The 26,713-nt window shown below is 67.0% G+C and carries 21 protein-coding genes; 15 read left to right on the forward strand and 6 right to left on the reverse strand.

Going from position 1 to position 26,713, the window contains the following annotated elements:
* The first annotated feature begins 6 nt into the window (after positions 1-6).
* The 5 genes from mfd to rplA all read left to right on the forward strand — a co-directional run bounded on the left by mfd (position 7) and on the right by rplA (position 7,137).
* On the forward strand, positions 7-3,465 hold the full coding sequence (mfd, locus tag BFL28_RS10795; protein WP_069320550.1) for a transcription-repair coupling factor: 3,459 nt from the start codon (positions 7-9) through the stop codon (positions 3,463-3,465).
* A 74-nt stretch (positions 3,466-3,539) separates the two neighbouring features.
* A complete protein-coding gene (locus BFL28_RS10800; RefSeq protein ID WP_069320551.1) occupies positions 3,540-4,037 on the forward strand; it encodes a GAF domain-containing protein in 498 nt (165 codons plus the stop codon).
* A 243-nt stretch (positions 4,038-4,280) separates the two neighbouring features.
* Positions 4,281-5,804, forward strand: coding sequence for a DEAD/DEAH box helicase (locus BFL28_RS10805; RefSeq protein ID WP_069320552.1), 1,524 nt, complete (start codon positions 4,281-4,283; stop codon positions 5,802-5,804).
* 198 nt (positions 5,805-6,002) lie between these two features.
* Positions 6,003-6,434: a 50S ribosomal protein L11 gene (gene rplK, locus BFL28_RS10810; RefSeq protein WP_069320553.1), complete on the forward strand. Its 432-nt coding sequence runs from the start codon at positions 6,003-6,005 to the stop codon at positions 6,432-6,434.
* A 4-nt stretch (positions 6,435-6,438) separates the two neighbouring features.
* Entirely contained in the window at positions 6,439-7,137 is a 699-nt protein-coding gene (gene rplA / locus BFL28_RS10815) for a 50S ribosomal protein L1 (protein WP_069320554.1), read from the forward strand.
* Positions 7,138-7,196: 59 nt separating this feature from the next.
* Here the strand turns inward: rplA and BFL28_RS10820 are convergent, their stop codons facing one another.
* The 3 genes from BFL28_RS10820 to otsB are packed head-to-tail and all read right to left on the reverse strand — an operon-like array spanning position 7,197 to position 11,085.
* The gene (locus tag BFL28_RS10820) at positions 7,197-8,579 is read right to left on the reverse strand and encodes an alpha,alpha-trehalose-phosphate synthase (UDP-forming) (RefSeq protein ID WP_069320600.1); all 1,383 of its coding nucleotides are present in this window, start codon (positions 8,577-8,579) and stop codon (positions 7,197-7,199) included.
* Positions 8,576-10,357 carry a glycoside hydrolase family 15 protein gene (locus BFL28_RS10825; RefSeq protein WP_069320555.1) on the reverse strand — a complete coding sequence of 594 codons (1,782 nt, stop codon included), beginning with the start codon at positions 10,355-10,357 and terminating at the stop codon, positions 8,576-8,578. The genes BFL28_RS10820 and BFL28_RS10825 overlap by 4 nt, the downstream gene beginning before the upstream one ends.
* Positions 10,354-11,085: a trehalose-phosphatase gene (otsB, locus tag BFL28_RS10830; RefSeq protein ID WP_069320556.1), complete on the reverse strand. Its 732-nt coding sequence runs from the start codon at positions 11,083-11,085 to the stop codon at positions 10,354-10,356. The genes BFL28_RS10825 and otsB overlap by 4 nt, the downstream gene beginning before the upstream one ends.
* A 167-nt stretch (positions 11,086-11,252) precedes the next feature.
* Between otsB and BFL28_RS10835 the strand changes: the two genes are divergently transcribed.
* The 9 genes from BFL28_RS10835 to rplL all read left to right on the forward strand — a co-directional run bounded on the left by BFL28_RS10835 (position 11,253) and on the right by rplL (position 20,001).
* Complete coding sequence (locus BFL28_RS10835) at positions 11,253-12,407, forward strand: GNAT family N-acetyltransferase (RefSeq protein ID WP_069320557.1); 1,155 nt, start codon at positions 11,253-11,255, stop codon at positions 12,405-12,407.
* Positions 12,404-13,273: a cupin-like domain-containing protein gene (locus tag BFL28_RS10840; protein WP_069320558.1), complete on the forward strand. Its 870-nt coding sequence runs from the start codon at positions 12,404-12,406 to the stop codon at positions 13,271-13,273. Before BFL28_RS10835 ends, BFL28_RS10840 begins: the two co-directional genes overlap by 4 nt.
* Positions 13,270-14,316, forward strand: a complete 1,047-nt coding sequence (locus BFL28_RS10845; RefSeq protein ID WP_069320559.1) for a GNAT family N-acetyltransferase — start codon at positions 13,270-13,272, stop codon at positions 14,314-14,316. Before BFL28_RS10840 ends, BFL28_RS10845 begins: the two co-directional genes overlap by 4 nt.
* 57 nt (positions 14,317-14,373) lie before the next feature.
* Complete coding sequence (locus BFL28_RS10850) at positions 14,374-16,101, forward strand: DEAD/DEAH box helicase (protein WP_069320560.1); 1,728 nt, start codon at positions 14,374-14,376, stop codon at positions 16,099-16,101.
* 154 nt (positions 16,102-16,255) lie between these two features.
* Positions 16,256-16,705, forward strand: coding sequence for a YaiI/YqxD family protein (locus tag BFL28_RS10855; protein ID WP_069320561.1), 450 nt, complete (start codon positions 16,256-16,258; stop codon positions 16,703-16,705).
* A 125-nt stretch (positions 16,706-16,830) separates the two neighbouring features.
* Complete coding sequence (locus BFL28_RS10860; protein ID WP_420911758.1) at positions 16,831-18,306, forward strand: L,D-transpeptidase family protein; 1,476 nt, start codon at positions 16,831-16,833, stop codon at positions 18,304-18,306.
* 142 nt (positions 18,307-18,448) lie between these two features.
* Positions 18,449-18,760: a hypothetical protein gene (locus tag BFL28_RS10865; RefSeq protein ID WP_069320563.1), complete on the forward strand. Its 312-nt coding sequence runs from the start codon at positions 18,449-18,451 to the stop codon at positions 18,758-18,760.
* 299 nt (positions 18,761-19,059) lie between these two features.
* On the forward strand, positions 19,060-19,575 hold the full coding sequence (rplJ, locus tag BFL28_RS10870) for a 50S ribosomal protein L10 (protein WP_069320564.1): 516 nt from the start codon (positions 19,060-19,062) through the stop codon (positions 19,573-19,575).
* Positions 19,576-19,623: 48 nt separating this feature from the next.
* Entirely contained in the window at positions 19,624-20,001 is a 378-nt protein-coding gene (rplL, locus tag BFL28_RS10875; protein WP_069320565.1) for a 50S ribosomal protein L7/L12, read from the forward strand.
* 392 nt (positions 20,002-20,393) lie between these two features.
* Here rplL and BFL28_RS10880 read toward each other — a convergent pair whose 3' ends face one another.
* Complete coding sequence (locus tag BFL28_RS10880) at positions 20,394-20,576, reverse strand: hypothetical protein (protein ID WP_069320566.1); 183 nt, start codon at positions 20,574-20,576, stop codon at positions 20,394-20,396.
* A gap of 13 nt (positions 20,577-20,589) precedes the next feature.
* Positions 20,590-21,417: a type I methionyl aminopeptidase gene (map, locus tag BFL28_RS10885; RefSeq protein WP_069320567.1), complete on the reverse strand. Its 828-nt coding sequence runs from the start codon at positions 21,415-21,417 to the stop codon at positions 20,590-20,592.
* Positions 21,418-21,475: 58 nt separating this feature from the next.
* On the opposite strand from map, the gene BFL28_RS10890 reads away from it, so the two are divergent.
* Positions 21,476-22,231: a competence/damage-inducible protein A gene (locus tag BFL28_RS10890; protein WP_069320568.1), complete on the forward strand. Its 756-nt coding sequence runs from the start codon at positions 21,476-21,478 to the stop codon at positions 22,229-22,231.
* Between the two features lie 186 nt (positions 22,232-22,417).
* Here the strand turns inward: BFL28_RS10890 and rpoC are convergent, their stop codons facing one another.
* A complete protein-coding gene (gene rpoC, locus BFL28_RS10895; RefSeq protein ID WP_069320569.1) occupies positions 22,418-26,704 on the reverse strand; it encodes a DNA-directed RNA polymerase subunit beta' in 4,287 nt (1,428 codons plus the stop codon).
* Positions 26,705-26,713: the final 9 nt, after the last annotated feature.

Below are 26,713 nucleotides of genomic sequence, written 5' to 3' on the forward strand. Positions count from 1 at the left end.
ACACCAATGCCCGATCTCGACCGCATCCTGTCCGCCAAGACGCAACTCACCCTGTCGGGCGTGCCGGCGGGCTTCCTGCCCTGGCTGCTGGCCGACCTGGCGCGCGCCAACCCGCCGGGCGCGGTCTATATCGCGCCGGACGAAGCCGCGATGCGCGCTGTCGCCGCCACCGCGACCTTCTTTGCGCCCGAGCTCGAGATCGTTCAGTTCCCCGCCTGGGACTGCCTGCCCTATGACCGCGCCAGTCCGACCTTGCGCGTCATGGCCGAGCGCATGGCCGCGCTCGCCGCGTTGCAGGCAAGGGCCGGCAAGCCGCGCCTCATCCTCACCACTGTCAACGCCGCGACCCAGCGCACGCTAACGCCGTTCCGCGTCCGCCAGATGACCGCGCGCTTGGCTCCGGGCGAGCGCATCTCGCTCGACAAGCTCGCCGTCCTCCTCTCGTCCAACGGCTATGTCCGCACCGACACGGTGCACGACAGCGGCGAGTTCGCGGTGCGCGGCGGGCTGGTCGATCTGTTCCCGTCCGGCGCGGAACAGGCGCTGCGGCTCGATTTCTTCGGCGACGAGATCGAGAGCGTGCGCACCTTCGACCCCGCCGACCAGCGCACCACCGGGCGGATCGACGGCTTCACCCTGCTCCCCGCCAGCGAGGCGCTGCTGGACGAAGAGACGGTCAAGCGGTTCCGCACCCGCTATCGCGAGATGTTCGGCGCGACCGCGACTGGCGATCCGCTGTATCAGGCGATCAGCGACGGCCGCCGCCTTGCGGGGATGGAACATTGGCTGCCGCTGTTCGAGGAGCGGCTGGAGACGCTGTTCGATCATCTGCCCGGCGATGCCGTCATCGTCCGCGACTCGGGCGAAGCGGGCGCGGCGGAGTCGCGGTTCGAGGCGATCGCCGACTACCAGTCCAACCGCGTGCGCGCGCAATCGACCGATGCGGGCAGCTATCGCCCGCTCGGTCCGGATCAGCTCTATCTCACCTCGGGCGAGTGGAGCGAGCGGCTGAAGGCCGCGACCGCGCACCTTGCGACCCCGTTCCACGAACCGGAAAGCGCCACGGTGCTCGACTTCAACGTCGACGGCCCACGCGATTTCGCGCCCGAACGCGCCGCCGGCACCAACATCTACGAAGCGGTGACCGAGCATCTCGCCAAGCTGCGCAAGGCGGGCAAGAAGCCGGTTCTCGCCAGCTACTCCACCGGCTCGCGCGAGCGGTTGAAGGGGCTGCTCGAGGATCACGAGCTGACCGGCGCCGCGCTGGCCGACGATTGGCAGGCGGCGCTGGGCAGCGCGAACAAGGGCGTGGCGCTCGTCGTCCTGCCGCTCGATCACGGCTTCACCACGCCCGACATTGCGGTCCTGACCGAACAGGACATGCTGGGCGACCGGCTGGTCCGCCGCAACAAGCGCAAGAAATCGACCGACGCGTTCCTCGCCGAACTGGCCACGCTCTCGCCCGGCGATCTCGTCGTCCATCTCGAACACGGCATCGGGCGCTACGAGGGACTGACGCAGATTCCGGTGCAGAAGGCGCCGCACGATTGCGTCGCGCTGACCTATGCCGGCGGCGACAAGCTCTACGTCCCGGTCGAGAATCTGGAAGTCCTCAGCCGTTACGGCTCGTCAGAAGAAGGCGCGAGCCTCGACAAGCTCGGCGGCGAAGCGTGGCAGCGGCGCAAGTCGAAGATGAAGGAGCGCATCCGCGAAATCGCGGGTGAACTCATCGCCACCGCCGCCAAGCGCGCGGTGCGGCCGGGCGAAGTGCTCGAGCCCGATCCCGGCGGCTATCCCGCCTTTGTCGATCGCTTCCCCTTCCAAGAAACCGACGATCAGGATCGGGCGATCGGCGACGTCATCGACGATCTGGGCGCCGGTCGCCCGATGGATCGCCTCGTCGTCGGCGACGTTGGCTTCGGCAAGACCGAGGTCGCGCTGCGCGCCGCCTTCGTAGCGGCGATGGCGGGACAGCAGGTTGCGGTGGTCTGTCCCACCACGCTGCTCGCCCGCCAGCACTACACCAACTTCGTGGCTCGCTTTGAAGGCTTCCCGATCAAGCTCGGGCGCCTGTCCCGCCTCGTCCCCGCCGCCGAAGCCAAGGCGACGCGTGAGGGGCTGGAGAACGGCCAGATCGACATCGTCATCGGCACCCATGCCGTGCTGGCCAAGGGGATCGAGTTCAAGCGCCTGGGCCTCGTCATCGTGGACGAGGAACAGCGGTTCGGCGTGACGCACAAGGAGCGGCTGAAGGCGCTCAAGGCCGACGTGCACATGCTCACCCTCACCGCCACGCCGATCCCGCGCACGCTGCAGATGGCGATGTCGGGCCTGCGCGAACTTTCCGTCATCCAGACGCCGCCGGTCGATCGCCTGGCGGTGCGCACCTATGTGATGCCCTGGGACCCGGTCGTGCTGCGCGAGGCGCTGTTGCGCGAACATTATCGCGGCGGGCAAAGCTTCTTCGTCACCCCGCGCATCGCCGACCTGCCGGACATCGAGAAGTTCTTGGCGCTGGAGGTGCCGGAGGTGCGCTACGTCGTCGCGCACGGTCAGATGGCGCCGAGCGAGGTCGAGGAGCGGATGTCCGCCTTCTACGACAAGAAGTACGAGGTCCTGGTCTCGACCACGATCATCGAGAGCGGCCTCGACATTCCCTCGGCCAACACGATGATTGTCAACCGCGCCGATCGCTTCGGCCTCGCGCAACTCTATCAGCTGCGCGGGCGCGTCGGCCGCGCCAAGACGCGCGCTTATGCCTATCTCACGACCGCGCCGCAGCGGCTGATGACCGAGGCTGCGGAAAAGCGGCTGAAGGTGCTGTCCGATCTCGATTCGCTTGGTGCCGGCTTCCAGCTTGCCAGCCACGACCTCGACATTCGCGGCGCAGGCAATCTGCTGGGCGACGAACAGTCGGGCCATATCAAGGAAGTCGGCTACGAACTTTATCAGTCGATGCTGGAGGAAGCGATCCTCGACGCCAAGGCCGGCGGGCTGCGCGACGAGCGGCCGCGCGACCTCAGCCCACAGATCACCGTCGACGCGCCGATCCTGATCCCGGAGAGCTTCGTTCCCGACCTGGACCTGCGCATGGGGCTTTATCGCCGCCTGAACGAGGTAGAGGACAAGTCGGGTATCGAGGAATTCGCCGCCGAGTTGATCGATCGGTTCGGCAAGCTGCCCGAGGAAACCGACAACCTGCTGCAACTCATCGAAGCGAAGCTGAACGCCAAGAAGGCGTGCATCGCCAAGATCGACGTGGGCCCCAAGGGCGCGCTGGTCAGCTTCCACGAGGACAAGTTCCCCAATGTCAACGGCCTGCTCGCCTATGTCGAGAAGCTTGAGGGCACGGCGAAGCTGCGGCCGGACATGAAACTGGTCATCAGCCGCGCCTGGGCGACGCCGCGCGCGCGGCTGAACGCTGCGGTACAGTTGTCGCGGGGCCTGGCCAAGGCGGCAGGTTAACACGCCGTTTTACTTATGTTTTTTGCTTGGTGACGATTGCGTGCTAGGCTCCGGTTCCGAAAGGGGGGAATCGGGTGCCGCAACGTGGGTTGCTCAATCGCAGGGTCAGGCTCGCGCACACGCTCGGGCTGCTGAGCGCGGCGTCGGATGCGACGGACGCGGTCGCGATCCTGCGCGACCATGCCCGCGTCATCGCCGCATCGGACGGCGTCACCGTCGTGCGGCGTGAGGGCGACGAGGTCGCCTATGTCGCAGAGGATGCGATCAGCCCGCTCTGGACCGGGCAGCGCTTTCCCATGGCACGCTGCATCTCGGGCCTGGCGATCATGGCGGGCAAGCCGATCCTGATCCCCGACATCCGCAACGACTCGCGCGTGCCGATGAACGCCTATCTCGCCACCTTCGTGCAGAGCATGGCGATGTTCCCGATCGGCCGCGCCGCCGCGATCGGCGCCTATTGGAAGCATGCCGGGCCGATCGATCCAGTGACCGTCGAGTTGATGCCCGAGCTTGCCGCCGCCGCGCGCGAGATCTTCGACCCCAGTGCGCCCGAGGTGCGAGCCGCGGGATAGCGCGCCGTCGTTCGGCCGAACCGGCAGCGTCCCTCGCCTCACCTTGACTTTCGGCAGCAACCCTGCCATATCGCCTGCCATCGAGGCGTCATGCAGCGTGATCGAATTCCGGGATACATCCGGGTTCAGGCTCCGCTTCGGTTCCATTTCCGGCTTCCCTAGTCACGCGGGTCGTCATTCTTTGACCCGCCATGTCGCGCGCCCTTTACGCGTGCGCCACGGCCGATCCACACAAGGTATTCAATGCAGTTCAACCAACTCGGTCTCAGCGAGACCGTTCTCGCCGCGCTTGCCGCCAAGGGCTATAGCGAGGCGACGCCAATTCAGGCGCAGTCGATCCCCGCGTTGCTCGAAGGGCGCGACCTGCTCGGTATCGCGCAGACCGGCACCGGCAAGACCGCCGCGTTCATGCTGCCCTCGATCGACCGCCTGGTCGCATCGAACAAGCGCGCCCAGCCGCGCGGCTGCCGCATGCTCGTCCTTGCCCCGACGCGCGAACTGGCCAGCCAGATCGCCGAAAGCGCGCGTCAATATGCCAAGGGCACGCAGCTGACCGTCGCGACCGTGTTCGGCGGCACGTCGATCCACAAGAACAAGACCGATCTCGCGCGCGGCGTCGACATCGTCGTCGCGACCCCGGGCCGCCTCGTCGACCTGATCGACCAATGCTATGCGATCCTGCTCGGCATCGAGATTCTGGTGCTGGACGAAGCGGACCAGATGATGGACCTTGGCTTCATCCATGCGCTCAAGCGCATCGTTCGCGAGCTGCCCTCCAAGCGCCAGACGCTGTTCTTCAGCGCCACCATGCCCAAGACGATCCGCGATCTTGCCAACCAGTTCATTCACGAGCCGATCGAAGTGAAGGTGACTCCGGTCGCCACCACGGCCGAGCGCGTTGAACAGTTCGTGACGCAGGTGAACCAGAGCGAGAAACAGTCGCTGCTGACCATGCACCTGCGCGACGAAAGCATCGACCGCGCCCTGGTCTTTACCCGCACCAAGCATGGCGCCGACCGCGTGGTGAAGCTGCTCGCCGCCAGCGGCATCGCGTCGAACGCAATCCACGGCAACAAGAGCCAGCCGCAGCGCGAGCGCGCGCTGGGCGAATTCCGCTCCGGCAAGGTCAAGATCCTGGTTGCGACCGACATCGCCGCGCGCGGCATCGACGTGTCGGGCGTCAGCCACGTCTTCAACTTCGAGCTGCCGAACGTGCCGGACCAGTATGTCCACCGCATCGGCCGCACCGCGCGCGCCGGCAAGGACGGCATTGCGATCAGCTATTGCGCGGACGACGAGAAGCCGTACCTGCGCGACATCGAACGGCTGATCCGTCAGAAGATCACCGTCCAGCCGCTGCCCGAGAACTTCCTGGCGGAGTCGGCGAAGATTAAGTCGAGCCGCGCGCCGGTGACGATGAGCCGCGACGAGATGAACGGCCGCAATGGCCGGACCATGCAGGACCGCAACGCACATCATCGGCACAATCCGCAAAGCCAGCGCGGGCCGCGCGCCAACCCGACGGGCGACCGCGGTGAGCGTCAGGGTCGTCCGCAAGGCGAGCGCCAGACGCTGGGCGCAAGCTTCGGCGGGCGCGAGGGTGGCGAACAGCGTCCGCAGGGCGAACGTCCGCGCTTCTATGGCCCGGCCAAGAAGAAGTTCAGCCCGCGTCCTGCCGGCAGCACCGGCGGGGCGCGTGGCGGCCAGGGCGGCGGCAATCGCGGTGGTGGCCAAGGCGGTGGCCAGCGCGGCGGCGCGCAGCGCTGAACCCAAGTCCCCCCTGTCATTCCGGCCTTGTGCCGGAATGACGTCGGGTGAGGCGACCTGCTTGCGCCCCCGCCCCCTTTCCGCTATGCGCCCGCGCTTCCAGCGCAATAGCAATGGAATTGCGGGAGAGTGCCTCGGCATTCGCCTGAACCGCTAAACTTGAACCGGTTCGTTCGCGGACCAGCGAAAGAGTGAAACATGGCTAAGAAGATCACGGGCTATATCAAGCTCCAGGTGCCTGCGGGCGCCGCCAATCCCTCGCCGCCGATCGGCCCTGCTTTGGGTCAGCGCGGCGTGAACATCATGGAATTCTGCAAGGCGTTCAACGCGTCGACCGGCGAGATGGAAAAGGGCACGCCGCTGCCTACCGTCATCACCGTCTATGCCGACCGTTCGTTCTCGTTCGAGACGAAGCAGCCGCCGGCGACCTACCTCATCAAGAAGGCCGCGAACCTCAAGTCGGGCTCGAAGGAGCCGGGCAAGGTCTCGGCCGGAAAGATCAAGCGCTCGCAGCTTTCGGAAATCGCGACCGCGAAGATGAAGGATCTGAACGCCAACGATCTCGATGCCGCAACGCGCATCATCGAAGGCTCCGCCCGCGCGATGGGCCTCGAAGTGGTGGAGGGCTGAAGACATGGCAAAGCTGACGAAGAAGGCAAAGGCCATGGCCGGCGCGGTCGACCGCGAAAAGCTGTACGGCGTGGACGAAGCGATTGCGCTCGCCAAGACCAACGCCACCGCCAAGTTCGACGAGACGATCGAAGTCGCGCTGAACCTGGGCGTCGATCCGCGTCACGCCGACCAGATGGTCCGCGGCGTGGTGACGCTGCCCAAGGGCACCGGCAAGACCGTGCGCGTGGGCGTGTTCGCCAAGGGTGCGAAGGCTGACGAAGCGCGCGAAGCGGGTGCGGACGTGGTCGGCGCCGAGGACCTGCTCGAGATCGTGCAGGGCGGCAAGATCGAGTTCGATCGCTGCATCGCGACCCCGGACATGATGGGTCTGGTCGGCCGTCTCGGCAAGGTGCTGGGCCCCAAGGGCCTGATGCCGAACCCGAAGCTCGGCACCGTCACCATGAACGTCGCCGAAGCGGTCAAGGCTGCCAAGGGCGGTCAGGTCGAATACCGCGTCGAAAAGGCCGGCATCATCCATTCGGGTATCGGCAAGGCGTCGTTCCCGGCCGAAGACCTGCGCGCGAACTTCGACGCGCTGGTCGATGCCATCGTCCGTGCCAAGCCGTCGGGCGCCAAGGGCAAGTATCTGCGCAAGGTCGCGGTCTCGTCGTCGATGGGCCCGGGCGTGAAGATCGACGTCGCCGAGGTTTCGGCGGCCTGATCCGGTCCTGACTGGCAAAATGATCGAGGGGCTGGCGGAAACGCCGGCCCCTTTTTCATTCAGGCATTTTCGACGTTGGATTGAACCACGTCGGCCAGCGCGGAAGTGAAGCGGTCGGACCACCACATCACGTCATAGGTTTCGACCCCGTCCATCAATGCGCGCCAGCGGCGGATGCGCTCGTCGCGCTGCATCGACAGTGCCTGATGGATCGCGTCCGCTACTTCCTCCGCGCTGTGCGGGTTGACCAGCAGCGCGTCCGGCATCTGTTCGGCCGCGCCGGTAAAGCGCGAGAGGATCAGGACGCCGGGATCCTCCGGGTTCTGCGCGGCGACATATTCCTTGGCGACCAGGTTCATCCCATCGCGCAGCGGCGTAACCAGCCCGATCCGGCTCGCGCGGTAGACGCCCGCCAGCACGTCGCGCGGATAGCCCTGGTTGACGTAGCGGATCGGCACCCAGTCGATATCGGCCAGCGCCCCGTTGATGCGCCCGGCCAGCCCCTCCAGCGTGTTGCGGATTCGCTGATAGCTGGTGACGTCGGCCCGCGAGGGCGGCGCGATCTGAAGCAGGAACACTTCCTTGCGCTGCTCGGGCCGCTGTAACAGGTAGCGCTCATAGCCCAGGAAGCGCTCTTCCAGCCCCTTGGAATAGTCCAGCCGGTCGACCCCGACGATCATCTCGCGCCCGTCCGCGCTGTCGCGCATCTGGCGCCAGGTCAGCCGCGCGCGTGGGGTCGCCGTCATCTCGACGAATGCCTTGGCATCGATCCCGATGGGACAGTCGAGCAGCCGCACCGCCCGCCCGTTCCAGCGCAGCACATCGTCCTCGATCTCGCCGCCCAGTTCGTCGCGCGCATAATCGGCGAAGCTCTCCAGCCATTCGCGGCTCTGGAAGCCGATCACGTCATAGGCCAGCAACGAGGCGACCAGCGTCGTCGCTTCCGGCAGGGTGTTGAGCAGACGGCGCGGCGGCCAGGGGATGTGCAGGAAAAAGCCGATGCGATTGGTCACGCCGCGCTGGCGCAGTTCGGCCCCCAGCGGGAACATGTGATAGTCCTGGACCCAGATCAGGTCGCTGGGTTCAATCAGCGGCCGGACGGTGTCGGCGAACCGCTCGTTCGCGCGCTGGTATCCCCCGGCGAAATCGCGCTCATATTCGGCCAGGTCGATGCGATAATGGAACAGCGGCCACAGCGTGCGATTGGCATAGCCGTTATAATATTCGTCGATATCCTGGTCTTCCAGATCCACCGTCGCGGTCGTCACGCCGTCGCGGCGCTGGAAGTTGATGTCGCCGGTGAAGCTGTCGGTTCGCTCGCCCGACCAGCCGAACCAGACGCCGCCGCGCTGCCGCAACGCCGCACTCAGCGCCACCGCCAGCCCGCCCTGATTGCCGCCGCCTGCGCTGACCCGGTTCGAGATGACGATTATGCGGCTCATCGCACGCTGCTCCATGGCTTGCTCAGCAGGACGGCACAGTTGATCATGCCGACCAGGCTGTAGGTCTGCGGATAATTGCCCCACAGCTCGCCGGTCTGCGGATCGATGTCTTCCGACAACAGCCCCGCAGCGGTCCGGCGAGACAGCATCTCCTCGAACAGCGCGCGCGCGTCCGCGCCGCGCCCGGTATAGTGCAGCGCCTCGATCAGCCAGAAGGTGCAGACGTTGAACGCCGTCTCGGGCAGACCGAAATCATCCTCCGTGGCATAGCGCAGCATGTGCGATCCACGCCGCAGCCCTTGTTCGATCGCGTCCAGCGTGCTGCGAAACCGCGGATCGTTGGGCGACAGAAAGCGCAGGTCGAGCAGCTGCAGCACGCTGGCGTCGAGATCGTCGCCCGCGAACGTCGCGGACATGCGCTGCGTCTCCTCGCGCCATGCCGATCGCTCGATCGTCGCGCGGATCGCGTCGGCGCGGTCCTGCCAGAAGGTCGCGCGCTCGCTCAGCCCCAGCGCGGTCGCCGCATTGGCCAGGCGATCGCAGGCGGCCCAGCACATCGCGGCCGAATAGGTGTGCACGCTCTGCCGGGTGCGCAGCTCCCACAGCCCGGCGTCGGGCTGATCGTGCAGGGCCCAAGCGCGCTCGCCGACCTTTTCGAGCGCCTCGAAATCCGCCGCGGTCGACATGCGCAGCAGCCGCTGGTCGACAAAGCCCTGAAGGTTGGACAGCACGATCTGGCCATAGGCATCGTGCTGGACCTGTTCATAGGCCTGGTTGCCGACCCGCACCGGCCCCATGCCGCGATAGCCGGCGAGGTCGGGCGCAAAGCGTTCCTCGATCCGCGCTTCGCCCAGCACGCCATAGAGCGGCTGGATATGCCCGCCCTTCGCCTCGTCCACGATGTTGCGCAGATAGGCGAGATAGCCCTCCAGCACGTCGAGCGCGCCCAGCCGGTTCAATGCCTGCACCGTGTAATAGGCGTCGCGGATCCAGCAGTAGCGATAGTCCCAGTTGCGCTGCGACCCGGCATGTTCGGGGATCGAGGTGGTCAGCGCCGCGACGATCGCGCCGGTTTCCTCATGCTGGCACAGCTTGAGCGTGATTGCAGAGCGGATGACGACGTCCTGCCACTCCACAGGAATCGCCAGGCCACGCACCCATTCGCGCCATTCGGCGGTGGTTTCGCTCAGCATCGCGTCGATCGTGGCGGCGACGTCGCCGGAAAAACTCTCGTCCGGCCCCAGGAAGAAATGAAGCGGCCGTTCCACCCGGAAGCCGCGCCCTTCGTGCACCATGCCGACCGGCGCGGTGGTGGTGAGGCGCAGCGTCAGCGCATCGGTCTGGAAGCGGATATGGTTGGTGCCGCCGATCCGCTGCCCGCATTCCCCGCCCCAGCCGCAGGTCGGGCGCAGTTTCACGCGGATGCGCGGGCTTCCCGCCACCGGGCGCACGATCCGCGCAAAGGCGACCGGGCGATAGCTGCGGCCCATGCGCCGGAAATAGGGGCAGAAGTCGATGACCTCGACTGCCGCGCCGTTCGCATCGGTGTGGCGCGTGACCAGGATCGGCGTGTTGCGTTCATAGGCTTGCGTCGTCGCGACGCAGTTCTCGAGCTCGATCACCCAGTCGCCCCGGTCGGGCTCGTCGCCGTCGATCAGCGCGGAGAAGAGCGGATCGCCATCCACGCGCGGCACGCAGCCCCACACGAAGCGCCCGGTGCGATCGATCAGCGCGCTGACCTGGCAATTGCCGATCGGCCAGAGGTCAAGATCGCTCATGCCGTCACCTCGATGCTTGATGCCAGCCAGCCGCGCACCGCCGCGACATCGGGCAGGCGGTGGGTCGCGGCGGTTTCGCGCGGATCGCCGACCAGGATGCCCGCGCCACCCAGCGCCGCCGCCGCGACGAAGCCGGCCTCGTCCGTCACATCGTCGCCGAGGAACACCGGCCGCGTGCCGGCAAAGCCCGGTTCGGCCATGATGCGGCGCACCGCGCTCCCCTTGTCGCCGCCGCCGGCGCGCGCCTCGCTCATCATCTTGCCAGCCTGCAGCTGCAGCCCCGCCTCCCGCGCGAGCGTGGTAGCCAGATCGAGGCACGCTGCCTCGGCCGCAGGCGCATTGCGGAAATGCAGCGCGGCGCCGAGCGGCTTTTCCTCGACCAGCACGCCGGGATGATCCGCGGCAAAGGCGCGCATCCGCGCCAGCACTTCGTCCAGCGCAGCCGGCCGCTCCATCACTTCGAGCGGCCGGTCGGCCCAGGCGAACTCCACGCCATGACTGCCGACCACATGGACCGGATAGCCGATCAACTCGCTCACCGCCCGGGCAGGTCGCCCGGTGATGAGCGCGACGCGGCCATCCAGCGCATCGTGGAGCCGCCCGATCAACTGCGTCAGCTCGACCGGCACCCGCACGGCCTCAGGCGTGGCCGCGATCTCGACCAGCGTGCCGTCGAAATCCAGTAACAGGCTCGCGTCCCGCAACAATGCGCGCGGGGGTTCTCTCATCGTCTCGCTCTTGATTGATCTTCACCCGTTGGTTCCCCTGCCCAACCTACGCATGAGCGCGCAATCCGATCCGGACCTGTAACGGAAATGCCGGATGGCGCTCACTTTGGTGGCCGAAATTTAACGCTTCGTCGCTAACGCTCGCCTGGGAGACGGCACGAGACAGCATGAACGCGTTCACCGCAATCGATCCCGGTGCGGCTGTCGCCGCCACGCCGACGCCGGCCGTGCAATGGGCCATGCCCGGCGCGCTGCCCGCCGATCTGGCGGCGCAATGGGATGCGCTCGCGCTGGATGCCGCCGAGCCGAACGTTTTCGCGCAGCGCTGGTTCGTCGAAGCGAGCGCTCCGCTGGCAAGCCGCGACGTGCGCCTGCTCGCGGTTCGTCAGGCCGGGCGGCTGATCGGCCTGCTCCCGCTGGCCAACGCCAGCCGTTATGGCCGCCTCCCCCTTCCGCATGACGAGAACTGGCTGCACCACCACGCTTTTCTGGGCGGGCCGCTGCTGCGTGCCGGGCACGAGCATGCGGCCTGGGCCGCGATCCTAGCCGCACTCGACGCCGATCCACACGCCACCGGCCTGCTGCACCTGACCGGGCTGGTCGAGCACGGCCCGGTCCATCGCGCGCTGATCCAGGCGGCCGCGCGCCCCTGCGACACGGTGTACCGCATCGAACGCGCGCTGCTGCAAAGCGATCTCGCGCCGGAGGCCTATTACGAGGCGACCGTGCGCAAGAAGAAGCGCAAGGAGATCGCCCGGCTCCAGTCCCGCCTCGCCGAACAGGGCGCTGTCGCCATTCGCCGGCTCGACGATGCCGACGACCTGGACTCGTGGATCGACGCCTTCCTCGCGCTCGAAGCATCGGGCTGGAAGGGCCGGGCCGGCTCGGCCCTGGCCTGCACGCCGCAGACCGCCGCCTTTTTCCGCGCTGCGCTCCACGGCGCTCGCGCCGCCGGCAAGCTCGAGCTGCTGCGCCTCGACCTCGACGGGCGCGCCATCGCGATCCTCGTCAATTTCCTCAGCCCGCCCGGCAGCTATTCCTTCAAGACCGCATTTGACGAAGCCTATGCCCGCTATTCGCCCGGCGTGCTGATCCAGCTCGCCAATTTCGACATGCTCGACCGCGACGAGATCGCGTGGATGGACAGCTGCGCCGCGCAGGACCACCCGATGATCGACAGCCTGTGGGGGCAGCGCCGCGCCATCGTGCGCGTGACCCTGCCGCTCGCGGGCGTGCGAAGCCGGGCGATCTTCCACGCTGTCCGCACACTCGAACGCCTCGCCGCCGCGCGCAAGCGCCCTGCCCCGGAGCCCTCCGCATGACTGCTCACACGCGCCTCATCCCCGGCACCGTCTTCGACCCCAGCGCCCTTGCCCATTTCGCCACGCTCTATCCCGAGCGGCATGGCAAGGTGACGCATGGCATTGCCGGCCATCCGCTGTTCGAGCTTGAAGCGCTGGTCGAGCTGTCGCAGCGCATCCGCCCGGTCGATGTCGAACAGAACCTTGCCGACTTGCCGATCGAGGTCGATCCCGCGGCCGTTCGCCATAACGGCCTGTCGGTCGCCGATTCGATCCGCTCGATCGAGCAGAACGGGTCGTGGATGGTGCTGAAGTTCGTCGAACAGGACCCGACCTACCGCGCCTTGCTGGACGAGATCCTCGACGAGCTCGAACCCGCCGTCCGCGCGCAGACGGGCCGCATGTACAAGCGCGACGCGTTCATCTTCGTCTCCTCGCCCAACGCCGTCACGCCGTTCCACATGGACCCCGAACACAATATCCTGCTGCAGCTGCGGGGCAGCAAGACGATGACGGTGTTCCCCGCTGCCGACCCCGAACTCACGCCGGGCGAGCTGCAGGAGGCGTTTCATCGCGGCAGCCACCGCAACCTGCCTTTCCGCGATGCCTTCATGCCAAAGGGCACGCCAGTGACGCTCGATCCGGGCGAAGGCATCTATGTGCCGGTCAAGTCGCCTCACTGGGTGCAGAACGGCCCGGCCACCTCGATCTCGCTGTCGGTCACCTGGCGCAGCGAATGGAGCTACCGCGAGATGGACGCGCATGCCTTCAACGCCATGCTGCGGCGGGTGGGGATGAAGCCCGCCCTGCCATCGCGCCATCCGGGTCAGAACCTGTTCAAAGCCTATGCCTGGCGCGCGATCAACAAGTTCAGGCGCGAGGGATGACCGCGCACTTCGCCCGGATCGAACCGACGATCGAGGCGCGGCTGCTCGCCTCGCTTGGCGAGGTCGCGGGCGATGCCGGCGGTAGCCTCGATCGGCACGTGCAGCCCGGCCTGTACGATCGGCTCGACTGGCTCGACCCGACGCACCGCCAGCTGTGGCCCGACGCGCCGCTCGCAATCGCCGCGGTCCGGCGCGGCGAGGACGCCTTGTGGCTGCCGATCCGCGACGACGGCCAGCGTCACGGCCGCGCGCTCGCCAGCTGGTATACGCTCGCCTTCGCCCCGCTCTTCACGCCGGGGACCGATGCCGCCACGCGGACACTCTTGCTCGACCGGGCGGCCCGCCTGCTTCGCGATCGCTTCGCCACGATCAATCTCTGGCCGCTCGAACCGACCGATGCCGCCGCGCTGCACCGCGCCTTCGCCGCCAATGGCTGGCTGGTGCGCGATTCGTTCGAGGCCGCGCACTGGGTGGCGCATACCGCAGGGCTGGATTTCGACGCCTATTGGGCGAACCGCTCGTCCAGACTGCGCAACACGGTGCGCCGCCGCGCCAGGAAGTCGGCGGTCGCGTGCCGGGTGTTCACCGCCTTCGACGCCCAGGCCTGGGCCGATTACGAAGCAATCTACGCACAAAGCTGGAAACCCGCCGAAGGCTCGATGGCGTTCCTGCATGAACTGGCTCGGGCAGAAGGTGCCGCCGGCACGCTGCGGCTCGGCCTTGCCACGCGTGACGGCCGCGCGGTCGCTGCGCAGCTCTGGACCGTCGAGAACGGTGTCGCCACGATCCACAAGCTTGCGCATCTGGAAAGCGAACGCGAACATTCGCCCGGCACGCGGCTGTCCGAAGCGATGTTCCGCCACGTGCTGGACGACGACCGGCCCGACCTCATCTCCTATGGCAATGGCGACGAGGCGTACAAGGCCGATTGGATGGACGAACGCCGCGAACGACGCCGCCTGCAGCTGTTCAACCTGCGCAGCCTGACCGGTCTCCAGCGCGCCGCAGCCAAGGCTCTCGCCAAGGCGCCACTTTTCCGCTAAGGGGCTCGCTTTCCGCGCGCCTGCGTCATTTGCCCGCGCGCCCAGAATTTGAGGCCCATGACCTTTCCCAACCTTCCCTCCAGCCTCGCGGAGGCGCTGACCGCGCGCGGCTATACCGATCTCACGGCCGTGCAGGCCGCCGTCGTGCAGGACGATGCCAAGGATCGCGACCTGCTCGTTTCCGCCCAGACCGGGTCGGGCAAGACCGTCGCCTTCGGCCTCGCCATGGCCGGCGAGCTGCTCGATGCCGATGGCCGCCTGCCCGCTCCCGGCCTGCCGCTTGCGCTGGTCATCGCGCCGACCCGCGAACTGGCGCTTCAGGTCGCCAAGGAACTGTCCTGGCTCTATGCCTCGGCCGGCGCGCGCGTCGCGACCTGTGTCGGCGGCATGGACCCCAGTCGCGAGCGGCGCACATTGAGCCATGGCACACACATCGTCGTCGGCACCCCCGGCCGTCTGCGCGACCATGTGGAGCGCGGCGCGCTCGACCTGTCCCAGGCGCGCGTCGCCGTGCTCGACGAAGCCGACGAGATGCTCGACATGGGCTTTCGCGAGGAACTGGAGGCGCTGCTCGACGCGACGCCGCAGGAGCGCCGCACGCTCCTCTTCTCGGCGACGATGCCCAAGCCGATCGTCGCGCTCGCCAGACGCTATCAGCGCGACGCCCATCGCATCTCGACCGTTGGCGAGGAACGCGGCCATGGCGACATCGCCTATCAGGCGATCGCCGTTGCGCCCGCGGACATCGAGCACGCCGTCATCAACCTGCTGCGCTTTCACGAGGCGGAGACGGCGATCCTGTTCTGCGCCACGCGCGACAATGTCCGCCATCTTCATGCGGGGCTGGTCGAGCGCGGCTTTTCCGCCGTCGCGCTGTCCGGCGAGCATAGCCAGAACGAGCGCAATGCCGCGTTGCAGGCCTTGCGCGATCGCCGCGCCCGCGTGTGCGTGGCAACCGACGTCGCCGCCCGCGGCATCGACCTGCCGACCGTCACGCTGGTCGTGCATGTCGAATTGCCGCGCGACGCCGAGGCGCTTCAGCACCGCTCGGGTCGCACCGGCCGCGCGGGCAAGAAGGGCACCGCCGTGCTCATCGTCCCCTATCCCCGCCGCCGCCGCGTCGAGATGACGCTCAAGCAGGCGAAGATCGCGGCCGAATGGCTGCCGGTGCCGAGCGCTGAGGACATTCGTGCCAAGGACCGCGAGCGGCTGATGGAAAAGCTGATCGCCCCGATCGAGATCGAGGATGACGATCGCGAGATCGCAGAAGCCCTGCTCGAGCAGAAGTCGCCGCTGGAAATCGCCGCCGCGCTGGTCCAGGCGCATCGCGCGTCGATGCCCGCGCCGGAAGAACTGATCGATCGCGGACCGGCCGAACAGCGCGGCCCGGTGCATCGCCCCGGCTTCGACGATACCGTGTGGTTCGCGATCAATATCGGCCGTCGCCAGAATGCCGACCCGCGCTGGATCCTGCCGCTGATCTGCCGCCGCGGCCATGTCACCAAGCAGGAGATCGGCGCGATCCGGATCGGCGCGGGCGAAACCCGTTTCCAGGTCCCGCGCGCCATCGCCGACCGCTTCGCCAAGGAAGTCGCCAAATCGGCCGGACCGGATGACGAGGATGTCCGCATCGCCCTCGCCGACGGCCCGCCTCCGCCCGGCACGCGCGGCGACCATGGCCCGAACGACCGCGCACGCCGCGGCCCGCCGCGCAACCATGACCGCAAGGTCCACGCCGCCCGCCCGGCCAAGCCGCATCATCGCGGCAAACCGCCGAAGAAGTGAGGCAAGCCGCTCGTATAGTCCTTCGTCATCCCGGCCTCGTGCCGGGATCCACGGCGCCGTTGCGTGTTTGCCTTTCGGCTCGTTCAGCGCGCCATCGGCTTGGCCTATCTCAAGCCGCACCGTGGGCCCCGGCACAAGGCCGCGGTGATGACCAATGAGTGTTCAAATCCTCGTCGATGCCGACGCCTGTCCGGTGAAGGACGAGATCTACAAGGTCGCCTGGCGCCGCGAGATACCGGTGACCATCGTCGCCAACAGCTTCATCCGCATCCCTGACCACCCGCTGATCCAGCGCGAAGTGGTGAGCGACGGTTTCGACGCTGCCGATGACTGGATTGCGGAGCGCGCTGGGGCAAGGACGGTGGTCGTCACCGCCGACATCCTGCTCGCCGACCGCTGCCTCAGGGCCGGCGCGACCGTGCTTGCCCCGACCGGCAAGGCTTTTACCTCGAACTCGATCGGCGCACAGATCGCCACGCGCGCGATCATGGCCGACCTGCGTGCCGGCGGCGATCAGCTCGGCGGACCGGCCCCGTTCGGCAAGACCGATCGCTCCAATTTCCTTCAGGCGCTCGATCAGGCGCTGGTGCGATTGTCGCGCTGAAGTCCGATTCGGTCGCGCAGGCGGGTGACATTACGGCCCGCGACCCTTATCATCGGTCAGGCTGGGGGCCCGAAACCGCTATTGGGATGAAGCAATCGATGTTTGGACGAACCGGGTCGCGTGTATTGGCGGCTCTGCTTGCAACCAGCGTTTCGACCGCCGCGCTCGCGCAGCAGGCCGGCGGACAGGTAACGGCGCCACCGCCGGCGACCGGCGCAATCCCCGCGCCGCAGGCCGGACAGACCCCCACCCCGGTTCAGGTCACGCCGGTCCAGACGCCGCTGCCGACGCTTTCGCGCGAACAGGCCGAGCAGGTTCGCCGCTTGATCGTCGAGGGTCGCATCGCGCAGGGGCTGCGCTATTCGGCGGCCGAGGCGCAGGTGCTGCCGCAGGACGATCAGGGCCTGGTCCGCGCCGCGCTCGATTATGCCCGCGCCATTCACATCGGGCGGCTCGCCACCGCCGATTTCCAGGAAGACTGGGCGCTGCGTCCCGCCGCCTGGGACCCCCTGCCCGCCTTTGCCAGGGCCGTGGCCGACAACCGCATCCCGCAATGGTTCGCCGGCCTGACCCCGCAGTACGAAGGCTACGACAATCTGCGCAAGGGCCTGGCCCGCTATCGCCGGATCGAGGCGGCGGGCGGCTGGAGCGCGATTCCCGCCGGTCCCGACCTTTCCGTCGGCAGCAGCGGCGCGCGTGTCGCCGCGCTGCGCGCACGCCTTGCGGCCGAGGATGGCGACGTCGCCGCGACCGGCAACAGCTTCGACGCCGCGCTCAAGGACGCGGTGGTCCGCGCCCAGCGCCGCTACGGCCTGCCGCCGACCGGCACGGTGTCGACCCAGACGCTCGCCGCATTGAACGTGCCCGTTGCCAGCCGCGTGCGCCAGATCATGGCGAACATGGAGCGCTGGCGCTGGATGCCCAAGGAGATGCCGGTCGATCGCATCCAGGTGAACATCGCCGCGGCGCAAGTCGCGGTGTTCGAGGGCGACCGCCCGGTCATGTCGATGCGCGGCGCGACGGGCAAGCCCGGCGGCGGCGAGACGCCGATGCTCGCCTCGTCGATCCACTCGGTCGTGCTCAATCCGCCATGGAACGTGCCGGCCGGCATCGCGGCGCGCGAGCTGTTCCCCAAGGGCGCGGCCTATCTCGCGCGCAACGGGTTCAAGGTGATCGGCACCGGCGCCAATCGCCGCCTTCAGCAGCAGCCCGCGCAATCGGCGCTCGGCAAGTACAAGTTCGACTTCGACAACCCCTTCGCCGTCTATCTCCACGACACGCCGGGCAAGGGCATCTTCAACGCCTATGACCGGCTTGCCAGCCATGGCTGCATCCGCCTTGAAAAGCCCGGCGACCTTGCCCGCCTGCTGCTCGACGGCAGCGCCGAGTGGACGCCCGAGGCGATCGACGGCGCACTCGCCGCCGGCAAGACCGTCCGCGCCAAGCTGCCCAAGGAAGTCGCGGTCTATCTGCTCTACTGGACGGCCTATGCCAGTCAGAACGGCACGATGAACTTCCGCGGCGACCCCTATGGCTGGGACAAGACGCTGGCGTCCAAGATCGAAACCCGCTCCGCCGCGCAGGCGCTGGCCGCACGGTAGCACCATCGCGTCGCCCTCACCCTTCCGGCGCTTCGCGCCTCCCTCCCTCTCCCATCGGAGAGGGAAGGGGTCCGCCGCCGCAGGCGGTGGGAAGGGTGAGGGCGATCGCCTCCCACTACAGCTGATGCTCACAGGAGACCTTATGACCCGTCGCCTTCCCCCGATTGCCGCCCTGCTCGCCGCCGCCGCGCTCGCCGCCTGCTCGAGCGAGCCGGACGCGCCGCCGCCCACGTCGAACGAGACCGATAGCACGGTGGTGATCGACGAGACCCCGACCGAGAATGTCGCGGTCGAGGCCGAACCCACGCCGACTCCCACCCCCACGCCGACCCCGACGCCGGTGGCGCAGAACCTGTCGGAAGCGCAGCAGGTTCAGGACGATGCCGATGCGGTCGGCATGACCTCGCGCCTGCCCCGCCCCGACGCCGAACCAACCCCGCAGCCGGTCGAGTAAGCCGCCGCGACTTGACTTGGGCGCGCAATCCGCTAATTGCGCGCCCTCGCACGACGGACTCGTCCGCCATGCGAAACCGTCCGAGACAGTTGGTGACCGGAATCTGCCGGTCTTAATTTCCAGCCAAGACGGGGACACGATATTCGCTGGTCCAGCCCTTGCGGGCAGGCCAGGTCAGCCAGCCGGAGCTTATCCGCGCCCTGACGATCATGCCCCTCGGACGAGGGGGTTGGGCATCCGCCCATCCTCCGGCGTAACCGGCTCCAGTCTTCGGACTGGGGACTAATGAGGAGACCGGCATGGATCGTACTCAGAAGACCGAAGCCGTTGCCGAGCTGAACCGCACCTTTGGCGAGGTCGGCGTGGTGGTTGTCACCCGCAACCTCGGGATGACCGTCAAGCAATCGACGGACCTCCGCAACAAGATGCGCGACGCTGGTGCCAGCTACAAGGTCGCGAAGAACCGCCTTGCCAAGATCGCGCTCGACGGCACGGATTACACCGTGCTGGCGGACCTGCTGACGGGTCCGACGGCGCTTGCGACCTCGATCGATCCCGTTGCTGCGGCAAAGGTGGCGATCGATTTCGCGAAGACCAACGACAAGCTCGAGATCGTTGGCGGCGCGATGGGCAGCCAGCTGCTCGACGCGGAGGGCGTCAAGGCGCTCGCCTCGCTGCCGTCGCTCGACGAACTGCGCGGCAAGCTCGTGGGTCTGCTGCAGGCCCCGGCACAGCGGATCGCGGTCATCACCGCGGCTCCCGCAAGCCAGCTCGCTCGCGTGTTCAACGCTTATGCGGAGAAGGAAGCGGCCTGAGGGCAGCTTTCGCTTAATTCGAACCAATCTGATTGAAGGGAATATAACATGGCTGACCTGAACGCACTCGTCGACCAGCTTTCGGAGCTGACCGTCCTTGAAGCCGCTGAGCTCTCGAAGCTCCTCGAAGAGAAGTGGGGCGTCTCGGCCGCCGCACCTGTCGCCGTTGCCGCTGCTGGCGGCGCTGGCGCCGCTGCACCGGCTGCTGAAGAGCAGACCGAGTTCGACGTGATCCTCACCGGCGACGGTGGCAAGAAGATCAACGTCATCAAGGAAGTCCGCGCCATCACCAACCTCGGCCTGACCGAAGCGAAGGCCCTCGTCGAGGGCGCGCCGAAGGCCGTCAAGGAAGGCGTGTCGAAGGACGAAGCCGAGAAGATCAAGAAGCAGCTCGAAGAAGCCGGCGCGACCGTCGAGGTCAAGTGAGCCTGAGCGCGTAGCGCAATGGACTCACCCCTGCGAAAGCAGGGTCCAGCTTCTGCTTCACGGCAGACGAAAAGAAAGGGCGGCCCGGCAACGGGTCGCCCTTTTTGCGTCAGGGGTATGTCCCGGGAACCTGCCGGAACGTGTGCGACGGCAGCGCCAGCCTTTCCACCAATCCACCGTCACCCCGGCCTCGTGCCGGGGTCCACCGCGCGGCACGCCATCCCGCTGGAGGCGTGAGGTCGGCCCAAGCTGCAACGCGGACCCCCGCACAGGGCCGGAGTGACGGGGAGGCAATCGCCCCCTGCCGTCATCCCGGCGAAAGCCGGGATCTCAGGCAAAGGCGCGCACCCGCAAGCACACGCGACCCCGGCCTTCACCGGAATGACGATGATCTACCGAAGCTTCGCGATCGACAGCCCGTCAGCCTTGGCGCGCTCTTTCACCGACTCCTCGCTACGCGTCAGCGCCTTGGCGATCGCCTTCAGCGCCATGCCCTTCTTGGCCAGCGTGTGCAGCTTCTGCACCTCGTCGGCCTTCCACGGCTGGCGGTGCCGCTCGAACTTGGAGTCGCTCATTTCCTGGGAGCCTTCAGAGATAAGGCGGGCGGTGCAGCCCGGCCGGCGATTGGGTGAAGATCTCGCACCCATCCTCGGTGATCCCGATCGAATGCTCAAACTGTGCCGAGAGCGATCGGTCGCGCGTCACCGCCGTCCACCCGTCGTCGAGCAGCTTCACGTCGGGACGCCCAATGTTGATCATCGGCTCGATCGTGAAGAACATGCCGGGCTTCAGCTCAGGTCCCGTCCCCGGCCGTCCGACATGGACCACTTCCGGCGCATCGTGGAACACGCGGCCTAGGCCATGGCCGCAGAAGTCGCGCACCACGCCATAGCGATGCGCCTCGGCATGACGCTGGATCGCATGCGCGACATCGCCCATGCGGTTGCCCGGCCTTGCCTGTTCGATGCCCAGCATCAGGCATTCATAGGTCACGTCGACCAGCCGCTTCGCCTTGAGCGGCACGTTGCCGACCAGGTACATGCGGCTGGTGTCGCCATGCCAGCCGTCGAGCAGCGGCGTCACGTCGATATTGACGATGTCGCCGTCCTTCAGCGTCTTGGGGCCCGGAATGCCGTGGCACACGACATGGTTGATGCTGATGCAGCAGCTGTGCGTATAGCCGCGATAGCCCATCGTCGCAGGCACGGCCCCGGCCGCCAGCGTCCGCTCACGCACGAAATCGTCCAGCTCGGCGGTGGTGACGCCGGGGACCACATGCGGCGCCAGCGCGTCGAGGATCTCCGCCGCCAGCCGGCCGGCCGCGCGCATTCCGGCAAAGCCGTCGGGGCCATAAAGCTTGATCGACCCGTCACGAGCGAAGTTCGTGTCGGCGGTCACGGTCACATATTCGGTCATGGGCCGGAATATAGTCGAGCCAGTGGCATTTTGCGAGTGCGCACCCTATCCTCCTCCCATGAGCGAACGCATCTGGACCGCAGGGCTGGTGGTGATCGGCGACGAGATCCTCTCGGGCCGCACCCAGGACAAGAATGTGGCGCAGATCGCGCTGTGGCTGAACGTCCAGGGCATCCGCCTGTCCGAGGTTCGCGTGGTTCCGGACGTGCAGGACAGGATCGTCGAGGCGGTGAACGCGATCCGCACCGGCTACGACTATTGCTTCACCACCGGCGGCATCGGACCGACGCATGACGACATCACCGTCGACGCGATCGCGGCCGCGCTGGGCGTCGATGTCGTGATCCACCCTAAGGCGCGCGCCGCGCTCGCCAGCTATTACGAGACGCGCGGCGGCCTGACCGACGCGCGGCTGCGCATGGCCCGCGTGCCCGACGGCGCCGACCTCATCCCCAACCGCATGTCGGGCGCGCCCGGCATCCGCGTCGGCAACGTCTTCATCCTCGCCGGCGTGCCGAACATCACCGCCGGGATGCTCGACGCGCTGACCGGCACGCTGGAGGGCGGACGCCCGGTGGTCAGCGGCACGATCGGCTGCTGGGTCGCCGAAAGCGAGATCGCGGACCTGCTTGGCGCGGTGGAGAAGGCGCATTCGGGCGTCGCGATCGGCAGCTATCCCTTTTTCCGCGAAGGCCGGACCGGCGCGAACTTCGTCGTCCGCGCGACCGATCAGGCGGTCGTGGACGCCTGCATCGCCGATCTGACGAGCAAGCTTGAGGCGACCGGACGCGACGTAGTGGCCGGAGGCATCTGAACCGCGTCGACCCGCCGCATCAAGGCGCGCGGCCCGTAACGGGCAACGTCCAGCGATCCGCCGGAGGACCGGTCGGTCACACAGGCACGGCCGGCGCCACGCATCGCTCCAAACGAAAACGGCCGCCCACTCGCGTGGACGGCCGCTTCGTTGTCGGCGCCTGCCGGCCCCGATCGGGGGGACGACTTACTCGTCGTCGCCCTTGATCAGGTAATCGCCCGCGGCCTCGTCGCTGCCATCGCCCGACACTTCGACCGATTCCAGCGCATCATGCGTGGCCATCGCGGCGACGGGGTCCTGCGCCAGTTCCGCCTCACGCTCTTCCGCCGCCGAATTGGGGGCGATGAGCGCTTCCTGCAGGCGGCGCTGCTGGACGCGGAGCGCAGCGTCGCGGCTGGTGGCCGCAACCCGCATCCGGTTCATGCCCGCGCCCGTGCCTGCCGGGATGAGACGGCCGACGATGACGTTCTCCTTCAGGCCGATCAGCGTGTCCTGCTTCCCTTCGACCGCGGCCTGCGTCAGCACGCGCGTGGTCTCCTGGAACGAGGCGGCCGAGATGAAGCTGCGGGTCTGCAGCGACGCCTTGGTGATCCCCAGCAGGATCGGCTTGCCCTGTGCCGGCTGCTGGCCGGGTTCGAGCTTGGCATTGGCTTCGTCCATCTCGTCGCGGTCGAGCTGTTCGCCCGCGAGCAAGGTGGTGTCGCCGCCGTCGGTGATCTCGACCTTCTGCAGCATCTGGCGAACGATCACCTCGATGTGCTTGTCGTTGATCTTCACGCCCTGGAGTCGATAGACTTCCTGGATTTCCGCGACGAGATATTCCGCCAGCGGCTCGATGCCGAGCACTTCGAGAATGTCGTGCGGATCGGGCGAGCCGCCGATCAGGTTGTCGCCACGCTTGACGTAGTCGCCTTCCTGAACGTCGATCACCTTCGACTTGGGCACCAGATACTCGACGACCTCGCCGCCATCCTCGGGCTGGATGCCGATCTTGCGCTTCGCCTTGTAGTCCTTGCCGAACACCACGCGGCCCGAGACCTTCGCGATGATCGCGTTTTCCTTGGGCTTGCGCGCTTCGAACAGCTCTGCGACGCGCGGCAGACCGCCGGTGATGTCGCGGGTCTTGGCGGATTCACGGGCGACACGAGCGACGACGTCGCCCGCCTTCACTTCCGCGCCGTCATCGACCGACAGCACCGCGCCCGGCGATAGCATGTAGCGCGCCGTTTCACCCGACGCATCGTCCAGCAAGGTGATCCGCGGACGCAGATCCTCCTTCTTGGCGTTCGCGCCGCGGTTCTCGATGATCACGCGCTGCGCGATACCGGTCGCCTCGTCGACCTGTTCGGTCATCGTCTTGGATTCGATGACGTCCTGGTACTTCACCGTGCCGCCGGTTTCCGTGATCACCGGCATGGTGAACGGATCCCACTCGGCCATGCGATCGCCCTTGGCCACGACATGGCCATCGTCGAACAGCACGTACGCGCCGTACGGGATGCGATGCACCGCCAGCTCGCGGCCGTCCATGTCGACGATCGCGATCTCGCCCGAGCGCGACAGAACCACGCGACGGCCACGCTGATCGACGATCAGGCGCAGGTCGCGATGCTCGATCGTGCCATCGACCGGCGCTTCGAGGTTCGACTGCTCGTTCAGCTGCGCCGCACCACCGATGTGGAAGGTACGCATGGTCAGCTGCGTGCCCGGCTCGCCGATCGACTGTGCCGCGATGACGCCCACCGCTTCGCCGATGTTTACCGGCGTGCCGCGGGCAAGGTCACGGCCATAGCACTTCGTGCACACGCCGATCTTCGCCTCGCACACCAGCGGGCTGCGGATCTTCATGCCCTGGATGCCCAGCGCCTCGATCTGCGCGACCATCGGCTCGTCCAGCAGCGTGCCGACTTCGATCGCCACTTCGCCGGTCTTGGGATCGACCACGTCCTCTGCCGTCGTGCGGCCGAGGATACGCTCGCCAAGCGACGCGATGACGCTGCCGCCCTGAACGATCGCCTTCATCTCCAGCGCGCGCTCGGTACCGCAATCGATCTCCATCACGACACAGTCCTGCGACACGTCGACCAGACGACGGGTCAGGTAACCCGAGTTCGCCGTCTTGAGCGCCGTGTCGGCCAGGCCCTTGCGGGCGCCGTGGGTCGAGTTGAAGTATTCAAGGACGGTCAGGCCTTCCTTGAAGTTCGAGATGATCGGCGTCTCGATGATCTCGCCCGACGGCTTCGCCATCAGGCCGCGCATGCCGGCCAGCTGCTTGATCTGAGCTGCCGAACCACGCGCACCGGAGTGGGCCATCATGTAGATCGCGTTGACGGGCAGTTCACGGCCCGTTTCCGGGTCGACCTTCACCGACCTGATCTCGTCCATCATGGCCGCCGCCACCTGGTCGCCGCACCGGCTCCAGGCGTCGATCACCTTGTTGTACTTCTCCTGCTGCGTGATCAGGCCATCCTGATACTGCTGCTCGTAATCCTTCACGAGCGTGCGGGTCTCTTCGACGGTCGCGTCCTTCGACGCCGGGATGATCATGTCGTCCTTGCCGAACGAGATGCCGGCCTTGAATGCGTGGCGGAAGCCCAGCGCCATGATCGCATCGGCGAACAGCACGGTCTCCTTCTGACCAGTGTGGCGATAGACCTCGTCGATCACGTCGCCCACGTCCTTCTTGGTCAGCAGGCGGTTGACGGTCTCGAACGGCACCTTGTGGCTCTTCGGGAGCGTTTCGGCGAGCAGCATACGGCCCGGCGTCGTCTCGAAGCGCTTCATATAGGTGTTGCCGTCCTCGTCCGTCTGCGGAACGCGGCTGGTGATCTTCGAATGCAGCGTCACCGCGCCGGCGTGCAGCGCCTGGTGCACTTCGGCCATGTCGCCCAGCACCATGCCCTCGCCCGGCTCGCCCGACTTCTCCATCGAGAGATAGTAGAGGCCGAGGACCATGTCCTGCGACGGCACGATGATCGGCTTGCCGTTGGCGGGCGACAGGATGTTGTTGGTCGACATCATCAGGACGCGCGCTTCCAGCTGCGCCTCAAGGCTCAGCGGGACGTGAACGGCCATCTGGTCGCCGTCGAAGTCGGCGTTGAACGCCGAGCAGACCAGCGGGTGAAGCTGGATCGCCTTGCCCTCGATCAGCACCGGCTCGAACGCCTGAATGCCCAGGCGGTGAAGCGTCGGTGCGCGGTTCAGCAGCACCGGGTGCTCGCGGATCACTTCGTCCAGGATGTCCCAGACTTCCTTGCGCTCCTTCTCGACCCACTTCTTCGCCTGCTTCAGGGTCATCGACAGACCCTTGGCGTCAAGGCGCGCGTAGATGAACGGCTTGAACAGCTCGAGCGCCATCTTCTTGGGCAGGCCGCACTGATGCAGCTTGAGTTCCGGACCGGTCACAATGACCGAACGGCCCGAATAGTCGACGCGCTTGCCGAGCAGGTTCTGACGGAAGCGGCCCTGCTTGCCCTTGAGCATGTCGGACAGCGACTTGAGCGGACGCTTGTTGGCGCCGGTGATCGTGCGACCGCGGCGGCCGTTGTCGAACAGCGCATCGACCGCTTCCTGCAGCATGCGCTTTTCGTTGCGCACGATGATGTCCGGCGCACGCAGCTCCATCAGGCGCTTCAGGCGGTTGTTGCGGTTGATGACGCGACGATACAGATCGTTGAGATCCGACGTTGCGAAGCGGCCACCGTCCAGCGGCACCAGCGGGCGCAATTCGGGCGGGATGACCGGCACGACGTCCAGGATCATCCACTCGGGACGGTTGCCCGATTCCAAGAAGCTCTCGACGACCTTCAGGCGCTTGATGATCTTCTTGGGCTTCAGCTCCGACTTGGTCGTCGCCAGCTCTTCCAGCAGGTCACGCTTCTCGCCCTCGAGGTCGAGGTCCATGAGCATGATCTTGACCGCTTCCGCGCCGATCCCGGCGGAGAAGGCGTCCTCGCCATATTCGTCCTGCGCGTCGAGCAGCTCGTCCTCGGTCAGCAGCTGGAACTTCTCCAGCGGCGTCAGGCCCGGCTCGGTGACGATGTAGCTCTCGAAGTACAGCACGCGCTCGAGCTGCTTCAGCTGCATGTCGAGCAGCAGGCCGATGCGAGAGGGCAGCGACTTCAGGAACCAGATGTGCGCAACCGGGGCTGCCAGTTCGATATGGCCCATGCGCTCACGGCGGACCTTCGAGACGGTAACCTCGACGCCGCACTTTTCGCAGACGATGCCCTTGTACTTCATGCGCTTGTACTTGCCGCACAGGCACTCGTAATCCTTGATCGGACCGAAGATGCGCGCGCAGAACAGGCCGTCACGCTCGGGCTTGAACGTGCGATAGTTGATCGTCTCAGGCTTCTTGATCTCGCCGAACGACCACGAGCGGATGCGGTCCGGGGACGCGATGCCGATCTGGATCTGGTCGAAGGTCTCCGGCTTGGCCACCGGGTTCGCGAAATTGGTCAGTTCATTCATGTCGTTTTC

It is taken from the genome of Sphingomonas turrisvirgatae (assembly GCF_001721295.1).
Lineage (GTDB): Bacteria > Pseudomonadota > Alphaproteobacteria > Sphingomonadales > Sphingomonadaceae > Sphingomonas > Sphingomonas turrisvirgatae.